Annotated in this window: 13 protein-coding genes, 1 tRNA gene and 1 riboswitch; of the genes, 9 read left to right on the top strand and 5 right to left on the bottom strand. The window is 65.6% G+C overall.

Features of this window, described 5'->3' with window-relative positions; all coding sequences use genetic code 11:
• From ACLV8F_RS09185 to ACLV8F_RS09165, 5 genes are all read left to right on the top strand, one after another.
• On the top strand, positions 1 to 621 hold the full coding sequence (locus ACLV8F_RS09185; RefSeq protein WP_411883922.1) for a phosphoadenosine phosphosulfate reductase family protein: 621 nt from the start codon (positions 1 to 3) through the stop codon (positions 619 to 621).
• Between the two features lie 71 nt (positions 622 to 692).
• Positions 693 to 1,625: a sulfate adenylyltransferase subunit CysD gene (gene cysD, locus ACLV8F_RS09180; RefSeq protein WP_411883921.1), complete on the top strand. Its 933-nt coding sequence runs from the start codon at positions 693 to 695 to the stop codon at positions 1,623 to 1,625.
• Positions 1,625 to 2,953, top strand: a complete 1,329-nt coding sequence (locus ACLV8F_RS09175; RefSeq protein WP_411883920.1) for a GTP-binding protein — start codon at positions 1,625 to 1,627, stop codon at positions 2,951 to 2,953. Before cysD ends, ACLV8F_RS09175 begins: the two co-directional genes overlap by 1 nt.
• A 110-nt stretch (positions 2,954 to 3,063) precedes the next feature.
• Positions 3,064 to 3,393 (top strand): ferredoxin FdxA, encoded by a 330-nt coding sequence (gene fdxA / locus ACLV8F_RS09170; RefSeq protein WP_411883919.1) that lies wholly within the window; start codon positions 3,064 to 3,066, stop codon positions 3,391 to 3,393.
• A gap of 63 nt (positions 3,394 to 3,456) precedes the next feature.
• Positions 3,457 to 4,560 carry an NAD(P)/FAD-dependent oxidoreductase gene (locus tag ACLV8F_RS09165; protein WP_411883918.1) on the top strand — a complete coding sequence of 368 codons (1,104 nt, stop codon included), beginning with the start codon at positions 3,457 to 3,459 and terminating at the stop codon, positions 4,558 to 4,560.
• Positions 4,561 to 4,610: 50 nt separating this feature from the next.
• On the opposite strand, the gene ACLV8F_RS09160 is transcribed toward ACLV8F_RS09165, so the two are convergent.
• On the bottom strand, positions 4,611 to 7,109 hold the full coding sequence (locus tag ACLV8F_RS09160) for a DEAD/DEAH box helicase (RefSeq protein WP_411883917.1): 2,499 nt from the start codon (positions 7,107 to 7,109) through the stop codon (positions 4,611 to 4,613).
• Positions 7,110 to 7,211: 102 nt separating this feature from the next.
• Positions 7,212 to 7,324: riboswitch (TPP riboswitch) on the top strand.
• A 59-nt stretch (positions 7,325 to 7,383) separates the two neighbouring features.
• On the opposite strand from ACLV8F_RS09160, the gene ACLV8F_RS09155 reads away from it, so the two are divergent.
• Positions 7,384 to 8,679: a purine-cytosine permease family protein gene (locus ACLV8F_RS09155; protein WP_411883916.1), complete on the top strand. Its 1,296-nt coding sequence runs from the start codon at positions 7,384 to 7,386 to the stop codon at positions 8,677 to 8,679.
• Here ACLV8F_RS09155 and thiD read toward each other — a convergent pair.
• The 4 genes from thiD to ACLV8F_RS09135 form a co-directional block, all read right to left on the bottom strand.
• Positions 8,663 to 9,508, bottom strand: a complete 846-nt coding sequence (gene thiD / locus ACLV8F_RS09150) for a bifunctional hydroxymethylpyrimidine kinase/phosphomethylpyrimidine kinase (protein WP_411883915.1) — start codon at positions 9,506 to 9,508, stop codon at positions 8,663 to 8,665. The two genes, ACLV8F_RS09155 and thiD, sit on opposite strands and share 17 nt — an antisense overlap.
• Positions 9,509 to 9,519: 11 nt before the next feature.
• Positions 9,520 to 10,158 carry a thiamine phosphate synthase gene (gene thiE / locus ACLV8F_RS09145; protein WP_411883914.1) on the bottom strand — a complete coding sequence of 213 codons (639 nt, stop codon included), beginning with the start codon at positions 10,156 to 10,158 and terminating at the stop codon, positions 9,520 to 9,522.
• Between the two features lie 10 nt (positions 10,159 to 10,168).
• A complete protein-coding gene (gene thiM, locus ACLV8F_RS09140) occupies positions 10,169 to 11,002 on the bottom strand; it encodes a hydroxyethylthiazole kinase (RefSeq protein ID WP_411883966.1) in 834 nt (277 codons plus the stop codon).
• Between the two features lie 158 nt (positions 11,003 to 11,160).
• Positions 11,161 to 11,236 (bottom strand) — tRNA-Asn (locus ACLV8F_RS09135).
• Between the two features lie 302 nt (positions 11,237 to 11,538).
• Between ACLV8F_RS09135 and aat the strand changes: the two genes are divergently transcribed.
• The 3 genes from aat (at position 11,539) to ACLV8F_RS09120 (ending at position 13,946) form a co-directional block, all read left to right on the top strand.
• Positions 11,539 to 12,306: a leucyl/phenylalanyl-tRNA--protein transferase gene (aat, locus tag ACLV8F_RS09130; RefSeq protein WP_411883913.1), complete on the top strand. Its 768-nt coding sequence runs from the start codon at positions 11,539 to 11,541 to the stop codon at positions 12,304 to 12,306.
• Positions 12,303 to 13,091 (top strand): arginyltransferase, encoded by a 789-nt coding sequence (locus ACLV8F_RS09125; RefSeq protein ID WP_411883912.1) that lies wholly within the window; start codon positions 12,303 to 12,305, stop codon positions 13,089 to 13,091. The genes aat and ACLV8F_RS09125 overlap by 4 nt, the downstream gene beginning before the upstream one ends.
• A gap of 75 nt (positions 13,092 to 13,166) precedes the next feature.
• Positions 13,167 to 13,946 carry an IclR family transcriptional regulator gene (locus tag ACLV8F_RS09120; RefSeq protein ID WP_411883911.1) on the top strand — a complete coding sequence of 260 codons (780 nt, stop codon included), beginning with the start codon at positions 13,167 to 13,169 and terminating at the stop codon, positions 13,944 to 13,946.
• The last annotated feature ends 14 nt before the right edge of the window (positions 13,947 to 13,960 follow it).

Here is a 13,960-nt window from a genome sequence, read left to right as displayed (position 1 = left end):
ATGAGCCTGGACCTTGCAAAGATCAACGCGGAACTCGGCCACAACGCGCAGGGCCTGGTGGGCTGGGCCGTGGGACTGGGCCGGCCCGCCATCGTCACCACCAATTTCCGCCCCTTCGAGGCGGTGATACTGCACATGGTGACACGCGCCAATCCCCGCGTTCCCGTGGTCTGGATGGACAACGGCTACAACACCGAGGCCACCTACCGCTTCGCCGATGAAGTGACCAGGCTGCTGAAGCTGGACCTGCATATTTACCTGCCGCGCCGCTCCCGCGCGCACCGCGAGGCCGTGGAAGGCCAGACCCCGGCACTGGACGATCCGCGCCATGCGGCCTTCACGGAAGAAGTGAAACTCGAGCCGTTTGCCCGGGCCCTGCGCGAGACCGCTCCCCAGGTCTGGTTCACGGCCTTGCGCGCCACCGACACCGCGGTGCGCGCCCAGATGGACCCGGTCAGCGTCAACCCAGACGGCCTGATCAAGGTTGCGCCGCTCCTGCACTGGTCGTCCAAGGACCTTTACCAGTACTGTGAAATCAACGGCCTGCCCAACAACTTCGACTATGCGGACCCCACCAAGGGCGAAGACAACCGCGAATGCGGCCTGCACCTTGCGCACTGACGGCTCTATCCCCATGCCTCACCACGCCGACCTATGAACGCCCGCATCATTCCCATCAAGGAAATCTCCGCATGAACGCCCGCGCCGAACCCGAACTGCTCGCCAAACTGAGCAACTCCCACCTCGACGCGCTGGAAGAAGAAACCATCTTCATCCTGCGGGAAGTAGCTGCCGCCTTCGAACGCCCGGCCCTGCTGTTTTCGGGCGGCAAGGATTCGCTGGTGATGCTCAAGTGCGCGGAAAAAGCTTTCGGCGTGGGCCGCATCCCCTATCCGCTGCTGATGATCGACACAGGCCACAACTTCCATGAAGTGACCGACTTCCGCGACCTGCGCGCCAAAGAACTGGGCGCCGAACTCATCGTTCGCAATGTCGAGGACTCGATGAAACGCGGCACCGTGCGCCTGACCCATCCCGGCGAGTCGCGCAATGTGCACCAGTCGGTCACGCTGCTCGAGGCGATTGACGAGTTCCGCTTTGACGCGCTGATAGGCGGCGCGCGCCGCGACGAGGAAAAAGCCCGCGCCAAGGAGCGCATCTTTTCGCACCGCGACAGCTTCGGCCAGTGGCAGCCCAAGGCCCAGCGCCCCGAGCTCTGGACTCTCTTCAACACCCGGCTGCAGCCCGGCGAGCACTTCCGGGTGTTCCCTATCTCCAACTGGACCGAGCTCGACGTGTGGCAGTACATCGAGCGCGAAAAAATCGCGCTGCCCTCGCTCTACTACGCGCACCAGCGCAAAGTCGTCGAACGCAAGGGCCTGCTGGTGCCGGTGACGGACCTCACGCCCGCGCGCGACGGCGAACAGGTGGTCGAAAAAACCGTGCGTTTTCGCACCGTCGGCGACATCACCTGCACCTGCCCGGTGGACAGCCCGGCCGCCACGGCCGCCGAGATCGTGATTGAAACGCTGGCCGCCGACGTGAGCGAGCGCGGCGCCACGCGCATGGACGACAAGACTTCCGATGCCTCGATGGAAAAGCGCAAAAAGGATGGGTATTTCTGATGAGCAATAACACCACCGTCCAGGCTGCGCTTGTCGAAGCCCGGCCAGACCCTTCGACAGGCTCAGGGCAATCGGATCTCAGATCCGCACTGAAATTCATCACCTGCGGCTCGGTCGACGACGGCAAGAGCACGCTGATAGGCCGCCTGCTGGTGGACAGCCGCGCCGTGCTGCAGGACCACCTGGCCGGCGTGCAGCGCGGCGGTGAGACCGACCTGGCGCTGCTGACCGACGGCCTGTCGGCCGAGCGCGAGCAAGGCATCACCATCGACGTGGCCTACCGCTACTTCGCCACCGAAAGCCGCAAGTTCATCATCGGCGACGCGCCCGGTCACGAGCAATACACCCGCAACATGGTGACGGCCGCCTCCAGCGCCGACGCCGCCGTGGTGCTGGTCGACGCCACCAAGCTCGACTGGAAAAATCCCGCTCTGGAGCTGCTGCAGCAAACCCGCCGGCATTCGCTGCTGGTCAACCTGCTGCGCGTGCCGTCCATCGTGTTCGCGGTGAACAAGCTCGATGCGGTGGAAGACCCGACGCTGGCCTTCAACAACATCGCCGCGGCCCTCGCCGCATTCGCCCAGGCCGCGCGCATCCCGGTCAAGGCGACGGTGCCGCTATCGGCCCTCAAGGGCTACAACGTGGTCGACGCCAAGCCGGGCTGGTGCGGCTATGAAGGCCTGTCGCTGCTGCAGTTGCTGGAGCACCTGCCCGCCGCGGCCGCCGAGAGCACAGAGGCTTTTTCGTTTCCGGTGCAGTGGGTGGAAAAATTCTCGTCCTCTTCCGATACCTCGCAGGGCCGCCGCGTCTTCTGGGGCCGCGTGGCCACGGGCGGCGTGCAGCCCGGCCAGAGCGTGACCATCCTGCCCGGCGGCAAGACGGCGGTGGTGGCCCAGGTGCTGGACCATACCCGCCAGCCCAGGACCATCCTGGCCGGCCACAGCGCGGGCATCGTGCTGGACCGGGAAGTGGACGTGTCGCGCGGCGACTGGCTGCTGGCCGTCGACACCTTCGAGCCCTCGCGCGAAATCTCGGCCACCGTGGCCTGGATGGACGACGAGCCGCTTGTCGCCGGGCGCATTTACTGGGCGCTGCACGGCCACCGCTGGGTCAAGGCCAAGGTCAAGCGCATCGTGCACAAGCTCGACGTCAACACCCTGGCCGAGGAAGACGCCAGCGAGCTGCCGCCCAATGCCATAGGCCACATCGAGTTGAGCCTGCAGGAGCCGCTGGCCACCCTGCCCTATGCGCGTTCGCGCATCCTCGGCTCGCTGGTGCTGGTGGATACCGCCTCGCACAGGACCTCGGGTGCCGCACTGGTGATTTGAGCCAGCCTTCACGCGGCGCGCGCGGCGCGCGCGGCGCTCCGCATTCTTCATAACCCTGTTGGCGGAAACCTCTTAAAATCAAGGGTTTCCACCGATTAGCCTACAAAAACATGACTCACATCGTCTCCGAATCGTGCATCCGCTGCAAATACACCGACTGTGTGGACGTCTGTCCGGTGGACTGCTTCCGCGAAGGCCCCAACATGCTGGTGATCGATCCGGACGAGTGCATCGACTGCGCGGTCTGCATCCCCGAGTGTCCGGTCAATGCCATCTATGCCGAGGAAGACGTGCCGGCCGACCAGCTCGCCTTTATCAAGCTCAACGTCGAATTGAGCCGCGCCGAAGGATGGAAAAGCATCACCAAGCGCAAGGATGCCCTGCCGGACGCCGAGGAATGGAAAGACAAGACGGGCAAACTGTCCGAACTGATCCGCTAAACCGGCCGCCTGCACCTGGCCCTTGCGGGGCCGCCCCACACATCGCACAGCGCGCCAGGACCCATGGAACTTCAACTGAACCAGGAAGTGATCAACACCGCAGCCGAGCACGACGGCCCCATCGAGACCGATGCGGTGATTGTGGGTGCCGGGCCCGTGGGCCTGTTCCAGGTGTTCGAGCTGGGCCTGCTGGAGATCAAGGCCCACGTGATCGACTCGCTGGCCTACCCGGGCGGCCAGTGCATTGAGCTCTACCCCGACAAACCCATCTATGACATTCCCGCTGTGCCCGTGTGCACCGGCAGGGAACTGACCGACAACCTGCTCAAGCAGATCGAGCCCTTTGGCGCGACCTTTCATTTCGGCCAGGAAGTCAGCGTGGTTGAAAAGCAGCCGGACGGCCGTTTCTTCGTCGAAACCTCCAAGGGCACGCGCTTCCTCGCCAAAACCATTTTTATCGCGGCCGGTGTGGGCGCCTTCCAGCCCAAGCTGCTGCGCGTGGACGGCCTCGACAAATTCGACGAGAGCCAGCTGTTTTACCGTGTGAAGAGTCCCGCCGACTTTGCCGGCAAGAACCTGGTGATCGTGGGCGGCGGCGATTCGGCGCTCGACTGGGCGCTGAACTTTGTCGCCGAAGGCCCGAACAAGGCCGAGAGCGTGATCCTGATCCACCGCCGCGACGGCTTCCAGGCGGCGCCCGCCAGCGTGGCCAAAATGCGCGAACTGTGCGACGCGTACGAAATGCAGTTCATCGTGGGCCAGATCACCGGCTACGAAGAAAAAGAAGGCCGGCTGACCGGCGTCAAGGTCACAGGTTCCGATGCCGTGACGCGCGTGGTGCCGCTGGACGTGCTGCTGGTGTTTTTCGGCCTGTCGCCCAAGCTCGGGCCCATCGCCAACTGGGGCCTGGACATCGAGCGCAAGCAGCTCACGGTGGACACCGAAAAGTTTTCCACCAACGTTCCGGGCATCTTCGCGGTGGGCGATATCAACACCTACCCCGGCAAGAAAAAACTGATCCTGAGCGGCTTCCACGAGTGCGCGCTGGCGGCATTTGGCGCCGCGCCCCTCATCTTCCCGGACAAGAAGATCCACCTGCAATACACCACGACCAGCCCGAAACTGCACAAGGTGCTGGGCGTTGAATCGCCGGTGTTTGACGACTGAGCGGTTGAATGCCTCCCGCCTGAAAGCCCGCCTCGCGCGGGCTTTTTTCGTCAGGCCGGCGCTGCGCTGCCGGCCGGGTCCAGCGGCGCCAATAAAGCCTGCAGGTCCTCGGGCGTGAACTTGCCGGCCCCGGCGCCGTCACTTCCCAGCACGCCCTCGGCCAGGGCCGCCTTGCGCGCCTGCAGCTCCAGCATGCGCTCCTCGATGCTGCCTTCCACCACAAGCTTGTAGACAAACACCGGCTGGTCCTGGCCGAGGCGGTGCGCGCGTGCCGTGGCCTGCGCCTCGACAGCCGGGTTCCACCAGGGGTCGACGTGGATCACAGTATCGGCCGCCGTGAGGTTGAGGCCCACGCCGCCGGCCTTCAGGCTGACCAGCAGGATGGGCACGGTTTTGGACTGGAATTTGCGCACCAGCGCGCCGCGCTTTTGCGGCGAGGTGTCGCCCGTCAGCGAAAGCCAGGGCAGCTGCAGCGCATCGAGCTCGGCTTCAATGAGCGACAGCATGCCGGTGAACTGCGAAAACACCAGCACACGCCGGCCCTCTGCGACCAGCTCGGGCAGCATGCCCCGCAGCAGTTCGAGCTTGGCGCGCGGCATGGTCCTGACCGGCTTCACGCCCTTGACCAGGTAAGGGTCGCAGCAGACCTGGCGCAGCTTGAGCAAGGCATCCAGGATGGTGATCTGCCCGCCGGCAAAGCTGTTGCGCGCCAGCACACGCCGTACCTGGATGTCGGCCGCCACCCGCACGCTTTCATAGAGTTCACGCTGGCGGCCCTGCAATTGCACGCGCTTGATGACTTCCGTGCGCGGGGGCAGTTCGGCGGCGACGTCTTCCTTGCGTCGGCGCAGGATGAAGGGGCGCACGCGCTGCGCCAGCAACTGGGCGCGCAGCGTTTCGCCGTTGGTCTCTATGGGCTTGCGCCACTGGCGTGCGAAACCGCGGGCATCACCCAAAAAGCCGGGCATCAGGAAATCAAACTGCGCCCAGAGTTCACCCAGGTGATTTTCCAGCGGCGTGCCCGTCAGGCACAGGCGGTGGCGAGCATGCAGGCGGCGCAAGGCGCGCGCGCTGTGGCCGGCGGCGTTCTTGACCCACTGCGCTTCATCGAGGATCAGCAAGTGAAAGTGCTGGCGCTCCAGCACCTCCACGTCGCGCCACAGCAGCGGGTAGGTCGTCAACACCACGTCGTGTTCGGCCATGCGCGAAAAAGCCGCGTCCCGGCTCGGGCCCTGCAGGACCAGCAGGCGCAAATCAGGCGCCATGCGGGCGGCCTCGGCTTGCCAGTTGAACACCAGCGAGGTTGGCACGACCACCAGCGAAGGCAGCGTCGTGCGGCCGGCCTGCCTTTCGATCAATAGATGCGCCAGGGCCTGCGCCGTCTTGCCCAGGCCCATGTCGTCGGCCAGGATGCCGCCCAGCTGTTGCGCGCGCAGGTATTGCAGCCAGGCCAGGCCTTCCAGCTGGTAAGACCGCAAGATGACGCCCAGGCCTGCCGGCGCCTGCACCGGCTGCGGCGCGCCCGCCTGTTGCAGCCGCTTTGCCAGTGTGCGCAGCCCGGCGTCACCCTGCCATTGCCAGGCACCCTGCACGCCGGCGCGGCCCGCCCCGCTATCCAGCACGTCAAGGCGCCAGGCGTCCCAGGGCGACAACCGCAGCGGGCCCTCTCCTTGCGCGCGTTGCGGGTCGGTCAGCAAATCCAGCATGGCGCCCACAATGGCCTTGAGCAGGGCGGCCGGCGCCTCGATGCGCTTGCCGCCCGGGGCGCGCAGCAGGATGACGGCCGTGTCGTCGATCGCAAAGACCTGGCGGGCATTGAGCCAGCGTTGGTCGCGCCGCAGCAGGTCGGCCAGCATGGGCGCCAGGTCCAGTATCTGGCCGTCAACTTCCACGCCCAAGGTCAGCAGCCAGGAGCCTTCGCGCGCGGGCAGGCCCAGGGCAGCCACGGCGGGCGCGCGGCCGCGCAGGGGCACCGCCACCTCCTTGCCCAGCACCTCGCCGGTGTCGGGGCTGACGATGAGGCGCCAGGCGTCCACCGGCACGCTCTCATGCGCAAAGCCCGGCCGGACCACGACGGCCCAGCCCTGGGCCTGCAAGGCGGGCAGTTGGTCGGCCCAGAAATCACCGAAAAAATCCTCCTGGACCAGCGACCACAGGTGCTCGTGGCCGGTGGCGGCCTCCTCGCTGCGCCACTGAAGCGTGTCGGCCGGCACGGGGTACAGGCCCAGGGTCCAGAGGCTGTCCAGCGCCTCGGCTTCGGCCGCCAGGTCGCGCTGCAGGAGGACCTCCCTCCCCTGCGCATCAGTGACGGCCTGCGTGGATGCCGCCCGGCTGTTGAGCACCGTCTTGGGGGCCGGTGTTTCCCAATGGACGCCGCCGGCGGTGGCATAGGTCCAGTCCACGCGCGCCACGGTGACGCTGTCGCCGCGCGGACCGAAAGGCCCGCTGGGTTTCATGCCCAGCAAGCCGTCGCCGCGCGTAAGGGTCTGCAGCGTGAGCCGCGGGCGAAAGCGGCCCGGCACAGGGGACGCGGGCTTCACCACGGCCATGGCATGTGTTGGCAAAAATGCATGGCCCGATTGTCCACGCGGCCCACCCGCCAAAGCTCCCGCCGGAAAACCGCCCTACAATTTGCGCAGTGCCCGCAAGGGCACTTTCGCTGGGGGTGTTGCTGTGGTTCGCAAGTGCGGACGGCGGCGGCTGAGAAAGTCCCTTTGAACCTGATTGAGGTAATCCTCGCGCAGGGAAGCATGTTCCGCAGCCCCGCTGCTCTGGCGGGCTTCAGGCAGGCCGACCTCGCATTGACGACGATCGGAACTGCTGATGACCACTTCTTCCACTTCTGCCGCCGGTAACACCGCGCTCGCGCCATTGCCCGCAAGCGACCGCCTGTTCGGCTGGAGCGACCATGCCGCGCTCTGGCTCAGCCTGGGCGTGGGCCTGCTGGTGATGCAGATAGGCGCCTACCTGGTGCCGGCCCTTGGCACGCAAACCGCGCTGGCGGTGATCGTCTGCGGCTCCGTCCTGGGCGCGGGCCTGCTGGCCTGGACGGCCAAGATCGGCTGCGACAGCGGGCTCTCCAGCGCCGGGCTGATGCACGCCACCTACGGCAGCAGTTTTGCGCGCCTGCCGGTGCTGCTTAACATCGTGCAGCTGATTGGCTGGACCACCTTCGAGCTCGTGGTGATGCGCGACGGCACGATGGCTATCGCCCGCGAGTCCGGCAGCTTTTCGGGCGCCTTGTGGCCGCTTCTGGCCACGCTGCTGTGGGGCGCGGTGCTGCTGGCGCTGCTGTCGGGCTCCATGGTCAAACTGGTGCGCAAATTCATCGGCCGCTACGGCCTGCCGCTGGTCATTGCCTCGCTGCTGTGGCTGAGCTGGCAGTTCCTGGCCAAGGCCAATGCCCAAGGCCTGGGCGCGCTGTGGAACCGGCCGGGCGACGGCGGCATGAGCACGCTGTCGGCGCTGGATCTGGTGATCGCGATGCCGGTCTCCTGGCTACCGCTGGTGGCGGATTTCGCGCGCCATGGGCGTGACGGCAAGAGCGCGCTGCGCGGCACCTGGCTGGGTTATGCGGTGGCCAATATCTGGTGTTATGCGCTAGGCGTGCTGGTGGCGATCACGGCGCCCAGCACCGACCTGGTTGCCGCGCTGCTACTGGCGCAAGGCGGGCTGATCGCGCTGGGGCTGATTTTGATCGACGAGGTGGACAACGCCTACGGAGACCTGTATTCAGGCTCGGTGGCCGGCCACAGCCTGAAGCCGGCCTGGAGCGTGCGGCGCTGGGGCGTGGGCCTGGCCCTGGTGTGCACAGCGCTGGCGCTGGTGCTGCCCATGCACAGCCTGGAGCCCTTCTTGCTGATGCTCAGTTCGGTGTTCGTGCCTTTGTACGGCGTGATCCTGGCGCGGCTGGCCGGCACGGCCAATATCGCCTCGCTGGTGGCAGAGCGCAAGGTAAACGCCAGCGCCGTCGCCATCTGGCTGCTGGGCATCGCCTGCTACCACCTGTGCGCCAAACTCGCGCCCGACTGGGGCGCCGCACTGCCGACGCTGGTGCTGACCTTTGCCTTGGCGCGATTCACCCGCGCCGGTTCCCAGGGAATTACCGCAGCGGCTTGAGCCGCATCGCGATGGGCGCGTGGCCGTGGTTCAGCGGCCCGCTGCCGGCGCCCGTGCGCACGCGGGCCCCGGCCTCCATCGCCGCGCGCACATAGTCGCGCGCCAGCTGTACGGCCTCCAGCAGGGGCTTGCCAAGCGCCAGGTGCGCCGCGATGGCGGATGACAGCGTGCAGCCGGTGCCATGGGTGTTGGGGCTGGGAATGCGCGGCCCGCGCATCCAGTGCAGCTCACCGCTTTGCGTCGCGAGCAAATCGCTTACGACGTCGCCGGGCAGGTGCCCGCCCTTGAGCAGCACGGCACGCGCGCCCTTGGCCAGCAGCTCCTGAGCGGCGGCTTGCATGGCCTCTTCATCGGCCAGCGGGCGGCCGACCAGCAGCGAGGCTTCGTCGAGGTTGGGCGTGACCACCATGGCGCGCGGAAACAGCTCGCGCACCAGCACCGCAATCGCCGGGTTGTCGATCAGCACCGCGCCGCTGGTCGCGACCATGACCGGGTCCAGCACCACCTTGCGCAGCGCATGGCGGTCAATCGCCTCGGCCACCGTCTGCACGATGTCGGGTGCGTGCAGCATGCCTATCTTCACTGCATCGGCGCCTATGTCTTCGATCACCGCGTCAATCTGGTCGCTCAGCATCTGCGGCGGCACGCCGTGGATGGCGCGCACCCCACGTGTGTTCTGGGCCGTCAGCGCGGTGATGGCCGTCATGCCATAGCAGCCCAGCGCGGCAAAGGTTTTGAGGTCGGCCTGGATGCCGGCCCCGCCGCCGCTGTCGGAACCCGCGATGCTTAGAACGCGGGGGTATTCATAGTCAAAAGGAGTGTCAGTCATTCGTTTGTCCATCAGGCCTTGTCGCACAAGGACCTGAGTGTGGTGGCCGCGGCCCAGGGATCGTCGGCGGCGCACAGCGCGCTCACGACAGCCAGGCCGTCGGCGCCCGCGCGCAGCACCGCGCGCGCATTGCTGGCATGGATGCCGCCAATCGCCACCAGCGGCAAGGGGGTGGCCGCGCGCACTACGGCCAGGCCCTCCAGCCCCCAAGGGTCTTTGGTATCGGTTTTGGTCGGTGTCGCAAAGATCGGGCTCACACCGAGGTAATCGACCGGCAACGCCGCGCTTTGCTGCACGTCTTCCATGGACTCCACGGACCAGCCGATGAAAACGCCGGGCGGCAATAGCTTGCGCGCCTCGTCAGCCGGCAGATCGTTCTGGCCCAGGTGCACGCCGTCGGCGCCGCAGGCCAGCGCAATGTCGATACGGTCGTTGATGACCAGCGGTATGCCTTGCGGCGTCAGCAGTGCTTTCAGAATGAGCGCTTGGGCCAGGAATTCGCGCGTACCCAGCTGCTTTTCGCGCAGTTGCACGCAGCTCACCCCGCCCTGCACGGCCGCGGCGACCACGTCGGCCAGCGGACGGCCGCGCATCAGCGCCTGGTCCGTGACCAGGTAGAGCCGCAAGGTATCGGGGTTCAGCCGCGCCATGTGCCGTGCCTCACCCGTTAGCCACTTCCAGCTTCAGGCGGGAGGTGAACGTGGCCTTGTCCAGCAATTGCAGTTCATCCAGCAACTGCACGGCCATGCTGCCCACGCCCAGGCCGCGCGCCAGTGTTTTTTCCGCCGCCACCTCACCGGCCACGCCCAGGAAAGCCATGGCCGCCGTGGTGGCTCGCCAGGCATCGGGCTGCACCGCGCAAAACGCGCCCACCAGCGCGGTGGCCGAGCAGCCGACGCCGGTGATGCGCGTCATCCACGGATGGCCGTTGGAAAGCCTGGCCCAGCGATGGCCGGCGTCCAGGACGTGGTCGGTCTCGCCGCTCACGCAGACCACGCCTTCGGTGCGCGCCGCGAGCGCCCGGGCGGCGCCCAGCGCATCACCGGCCGCGGCGCTGCTATCGACGCCGCGCGTTTTGACAGCGGCGCCGGCGGTGCTCATGATTTCCGAGCCGTTGCCGCGGATCACCGTGGGAGCAGCGACGGCAAGCAAACTTTCCAACGCGGCATTGCGGTAAGGCGTCGCGCCGGCGCCCACCGGGTCGAGCACGCTGGGAATCCCGCGTGCCGTGGCAGCGGCCAAAGCCAGCGTCATGCTTTCCACCCAGTACGGGTCCAGCGTGCCGATGTTCAGCACCAGCGCCTGGGCGATGCCCGCCATGTCGCGCACTTCTTCATGCGCATGCGCCATGACAGGCGAGGCGCCAGCGGCCAGCAGCACATTGGCATTGAAGTTGATCACCACCAGGTTGGTGATGCAATGCACCAGGGGCGAACGTTCGCGAACCGCCGCGAGGTCCGACCAGAGATCTGCAACTGAAAGCGTGGAAGCCATGGGGTCCTTGGGAATCGCGGTGTGGCGATGCGTGTGCCGGCGCATGATGAGGGAACATACCCGGCCAATTATCGCGGAACCGACACCGAGGACGCCCAAAGAAAAAGCCCGCGGTCTGGTGGACAGCGGGCTTTCGGGGTGCCTTTCGGCTTTGTTCTTGGCTCCTCAACCTGGGCTCGAACCAGGGACCTACGGATTAACAGTCCGGCGCTCTACCAACTGAGCTATTGAGGAATACAGCAGCCTTAGATTATAGCGTCAATTTTTTCGCTTTTTAAGCCCACACTATTTCCCGCAATAACTTCCTCCTGCTTAATGGCGCGGACAACGCCTGCAATGAGACAACACACGGCGGGCCGCTTGCCTCAAGCCCTTGTTTGACGGATGCAAGTAGCTATCAAACTCATAGCGCATACACAAGCGCGAATCTCACCGCGACGCGACGGCCCCGCCGACGGAATCCACTCGGCTACCATGTGCACATGCCCTTTCCGGCCCGCCGTTTCCATAGTTTCATACCGATGGGCTTTTAAGCCATGGGAAAACTCCCGCGTCCCGTGCCCTGGCTTGCCGCCGGCGAAAACTTTCCGCCGCTGGACGACGCATGGGGTCATCACGATCCGGCGCCCGGCCTGCTGGCGGCCGGCGCGGCGCTGGATGTCCCCACGCTGATCCTGGCCTATTCGCAAGGGATTTTTCCTTGGTTCAGCCTGGGCCAGCCTCCGTTGTGGTGGAGTCCGGATCCCCGCATGGTGTTGCAAACGCAGAATTTCAAACTCCATCGCTCGCTGCGTAAAACCCTCACCCACTTCCATGCGCAACCCGGCTGTGAAGTCCGCTTTGACAGCGCCTTCGAGCGCGTCATCAACGCCTGCGCCAGCAAGCCGCGCGCCGGCCAGCCCGGCACCTGGATTGTTCCCGACATGGTGCAGGCCTACAGCAGCCTTCAAAAGGCGGGCCATGCACACAGCGTCGAGACCTGGGTGGATGGCGAGTTGGTGGGCGGCCTCTACTGCGTGAATCTGGGCCGCATGGTCTTTGGCGAATCGATGTTTGCCCACCAGATGGATGCCTCCAAGATCGCGCTGGCGGCGCTGGTGGCTTTTTGCCGCGCCCACGAAGTGGGCATGATCGATTGCCAGCAAAACACCCGGCACCTGGCGTCGCTGGGCGCCGGCGAAATCAGCCGGGCGGACTTCGTCGCCCACCTCGCCCGGAACGTGGACAAAGCCGCACCCGCCTGGCGGTTCAAACCCGTATACTGGAATCAGCTTCTAACGACGGGAATGCCAGACCTACCGTGACGCACCTCAAAGACCTGCCCCTGCAAACCTTGCAGTTTTATGCAACGGCGCCCTACCCCTGCAGCTACCTGCCGGGCAAACAGGCCCGCTCGCAGGTCGCCACACCCAGCCACCTGATCCACAACGACGCCTATTCGGACCTGGTGACGAACGGGTTCCGGCGCAGCGGCATGTTCACCTACCGTCCCTATTGCGACGGCTGCCAGGCTTGTGTGCCGCTGCGGGTGCCCGTCAACCTCTTCAGCCCGGACCGCAGCCAGCGCCGCGCCTGGAGCCGCCACCAGACGCTGCATGCCCGCATCCTCAAGCTCTGCTTCATGCCCGAGCACTACCAGCTTTACCTGCGGTACCAGAATGGCCGCCACGCCGGCGGCGGCATGGACCACGACAGTATTGACCAATACACGCAATTCCTGCTGCAAAGCCGCGTCAATTCACGCCTGGTGGAGTTCCGCGAAACCCTGCCCAACGGCGAGCCGGGTGCTCTCAAAATGGTTTCCATTCTGGACGTGCTGGAAGACGGTATTTCAGCGGTCTATACCTTTTACGAGCCGGACGCCCGCGCGAGCTACGGCAACTACAGCGTGCTGTGGCAAATTGAGCAGGCCCGGCGCCTGGACCTGCCCTACGTCTACCTGGGCTACTGGATCGCCGAAAGCCCGAAGATGAACTACAAGGCGGGCTTCAAGCCGAACGAAGTGCTTCTGGACGGCCGCTGGGTGCTTTCCGCAACGCCTCCAGCTGACTCCGTGGATGGCGACCAAGACAATTCCAGCCAGGCTTAACTCCCCTGAGATTCCGCGCCATCATCAGGCGCATTCGCATTTCACAGGATAAAATTTGCAGCAGAAAGCCTGCACATGAAAAAGCCCGACTCCGCACTCCCCGCCACACCAACCGTCCAGGTTATCGAACGGATGTTCACGCTGCTGGAAATCCTGGCGAATCGCGAGGAGGCCCTCTCCCTCAAGGAAATCAGCGAAAAGTCGGGCCTGCACCCTTCGACGGCCCATCGCATCCTGAACGACCTGGCCACCGGCCGCTTCGTCGACCGCCCTGCGGCCGGCAGCTACCGGCTGGGCATGCGCCTGCTGGAGTTGGGTAACCTCGTCAAGGCGCGGCTGGACGTGCGCGATGCGGCGTTGCTTCCCATGCGCGAACTGCACAAGATCACCCAGCAACCGGTGAACCTGAGCATGCGCCAAGGCGACGAGATCGTGTATGTGGAGCGCGCCTACAGCGAGCGTTCGGGCATGCAGGTGGTGCGCGCCATAGGCGGGCGGGCACCGCTGCACCTGACGTCGGTGGGCAAGCTGTTCCTGGCTTTTGACGATCCGCAGCGCCTGCGCACCTATGCGACGCGCACCGGGCTTTCAGGCCAGACTCGCAACAGCATCACGCAGCTGCCAATATTGGAACGCGAACTGTCCAAGGCGCGCCAATACGGCATCGCACGCGACAACGAAGAGCTGGAACTGGGGGTGCGCTGCATGGCGGCCGGTATTTATGACGACCAGAACAAGCTGATCGCGGGCCTGTCAATCTCTGCGCCGGCAGACCGGCTTGACGAGCACTGGTTGCCCAAGCTGCAGGCGACGGCCAATGAAATTTCAGCGGCGCTGGGTTACAGGCCCAAGTAAAAAAGCGCTGCGTT

This window comes from Polaromonas sp. YR568 (genome assembly GCF_943369675.1).
GTDB lineage: Bacteria > Pseudomonadota > Gammaproteobacteria > Burkholderiales > Burkholderiaceae_C > Polaromonas.
This window is presented reverse-complemented; position numbering and strand designations above follow the sequence as displayed.

Coding starts and splice junctions, on each gene's coding strand:
- ACLV8F_RS09185 (WP_411883922.1), top strand. CDS start 1: ATGAGCCTGGACCTTGCAAAGATCAACGCGGAACTCGGCCACAACGCG.
- cysD (WP_411883921.1), top strand. CDS start 693: ATGAACGCCCGCGCCGAACCCGAACTGCTCGCCAAACTGAGCAACTCC.
- ACLV8F_RS09175 (WP_411883920.1), top strand. CDS start 1,625: ATGAGCAATAACACCACCGTCCAGGCTGCGCTTGTCGAAGCCCGGCCA.
- fdxA (WP_411883919.1), top strand. CDS start 3,064: ATGACTCACATCGTCTCCGAATCGTGCATCCGCTGCAAATACACCGAC.
- ACLV8F_RS09165 (WP_411883918.1), top strand. CDS start 3,457: ATGGAACTTCAACTGAACCAGGAAGTGATCAACACCGCAGCCGAGCAC.
- ACLV8F_RS09160 (WP_411883917.1), bottom strand. CDS start 7,109: ATGGCCGTGGTGAAGCCCGCGTCCCCTGTGCCGGGCCGCTTTCGCCCG.
- ACLV8F_RS09155 (WP_411883916.1), top strand. CDS start 7,384: ATGACCACTTCTTCCACTTCTGCCGCCGGTAACACCGCGCTCGCGCCA.
- thiD (WP_411883915.1), bottom strand. CDS start 9,508: ATGACTGACACTCCTTTTGACTATGAATACCCCCGCGTTCTAAGCATC.
- thiE (WP_411883914.1), bottom strand. CDS start 10,158: ATGGCGCGGCTGAACCCCGATACCTTGCGGCTCTACCTGGTCACGGAC.
- thiM (WP_411883966.1), bottom strand. CDS start 11,002: ATGGCTTCCACGCTTTCAGTTGCAGATCTCTGGTCGGACCTCGCGGCG.
- aat (WP_411883913.1), top strand. CDS start 11,539: ATGGGAAAACTCCCGCGTCCCGTGCCCTGGCTTGCCGCCGGCGAAAAC.
- ACLV8F_RS09120 (WP_411883911.1), top strand. CDS start 13,167: ATGAAAAAGCCCGACTCCGCACTCCCCGCCACACCAACCGTCCAGGTT.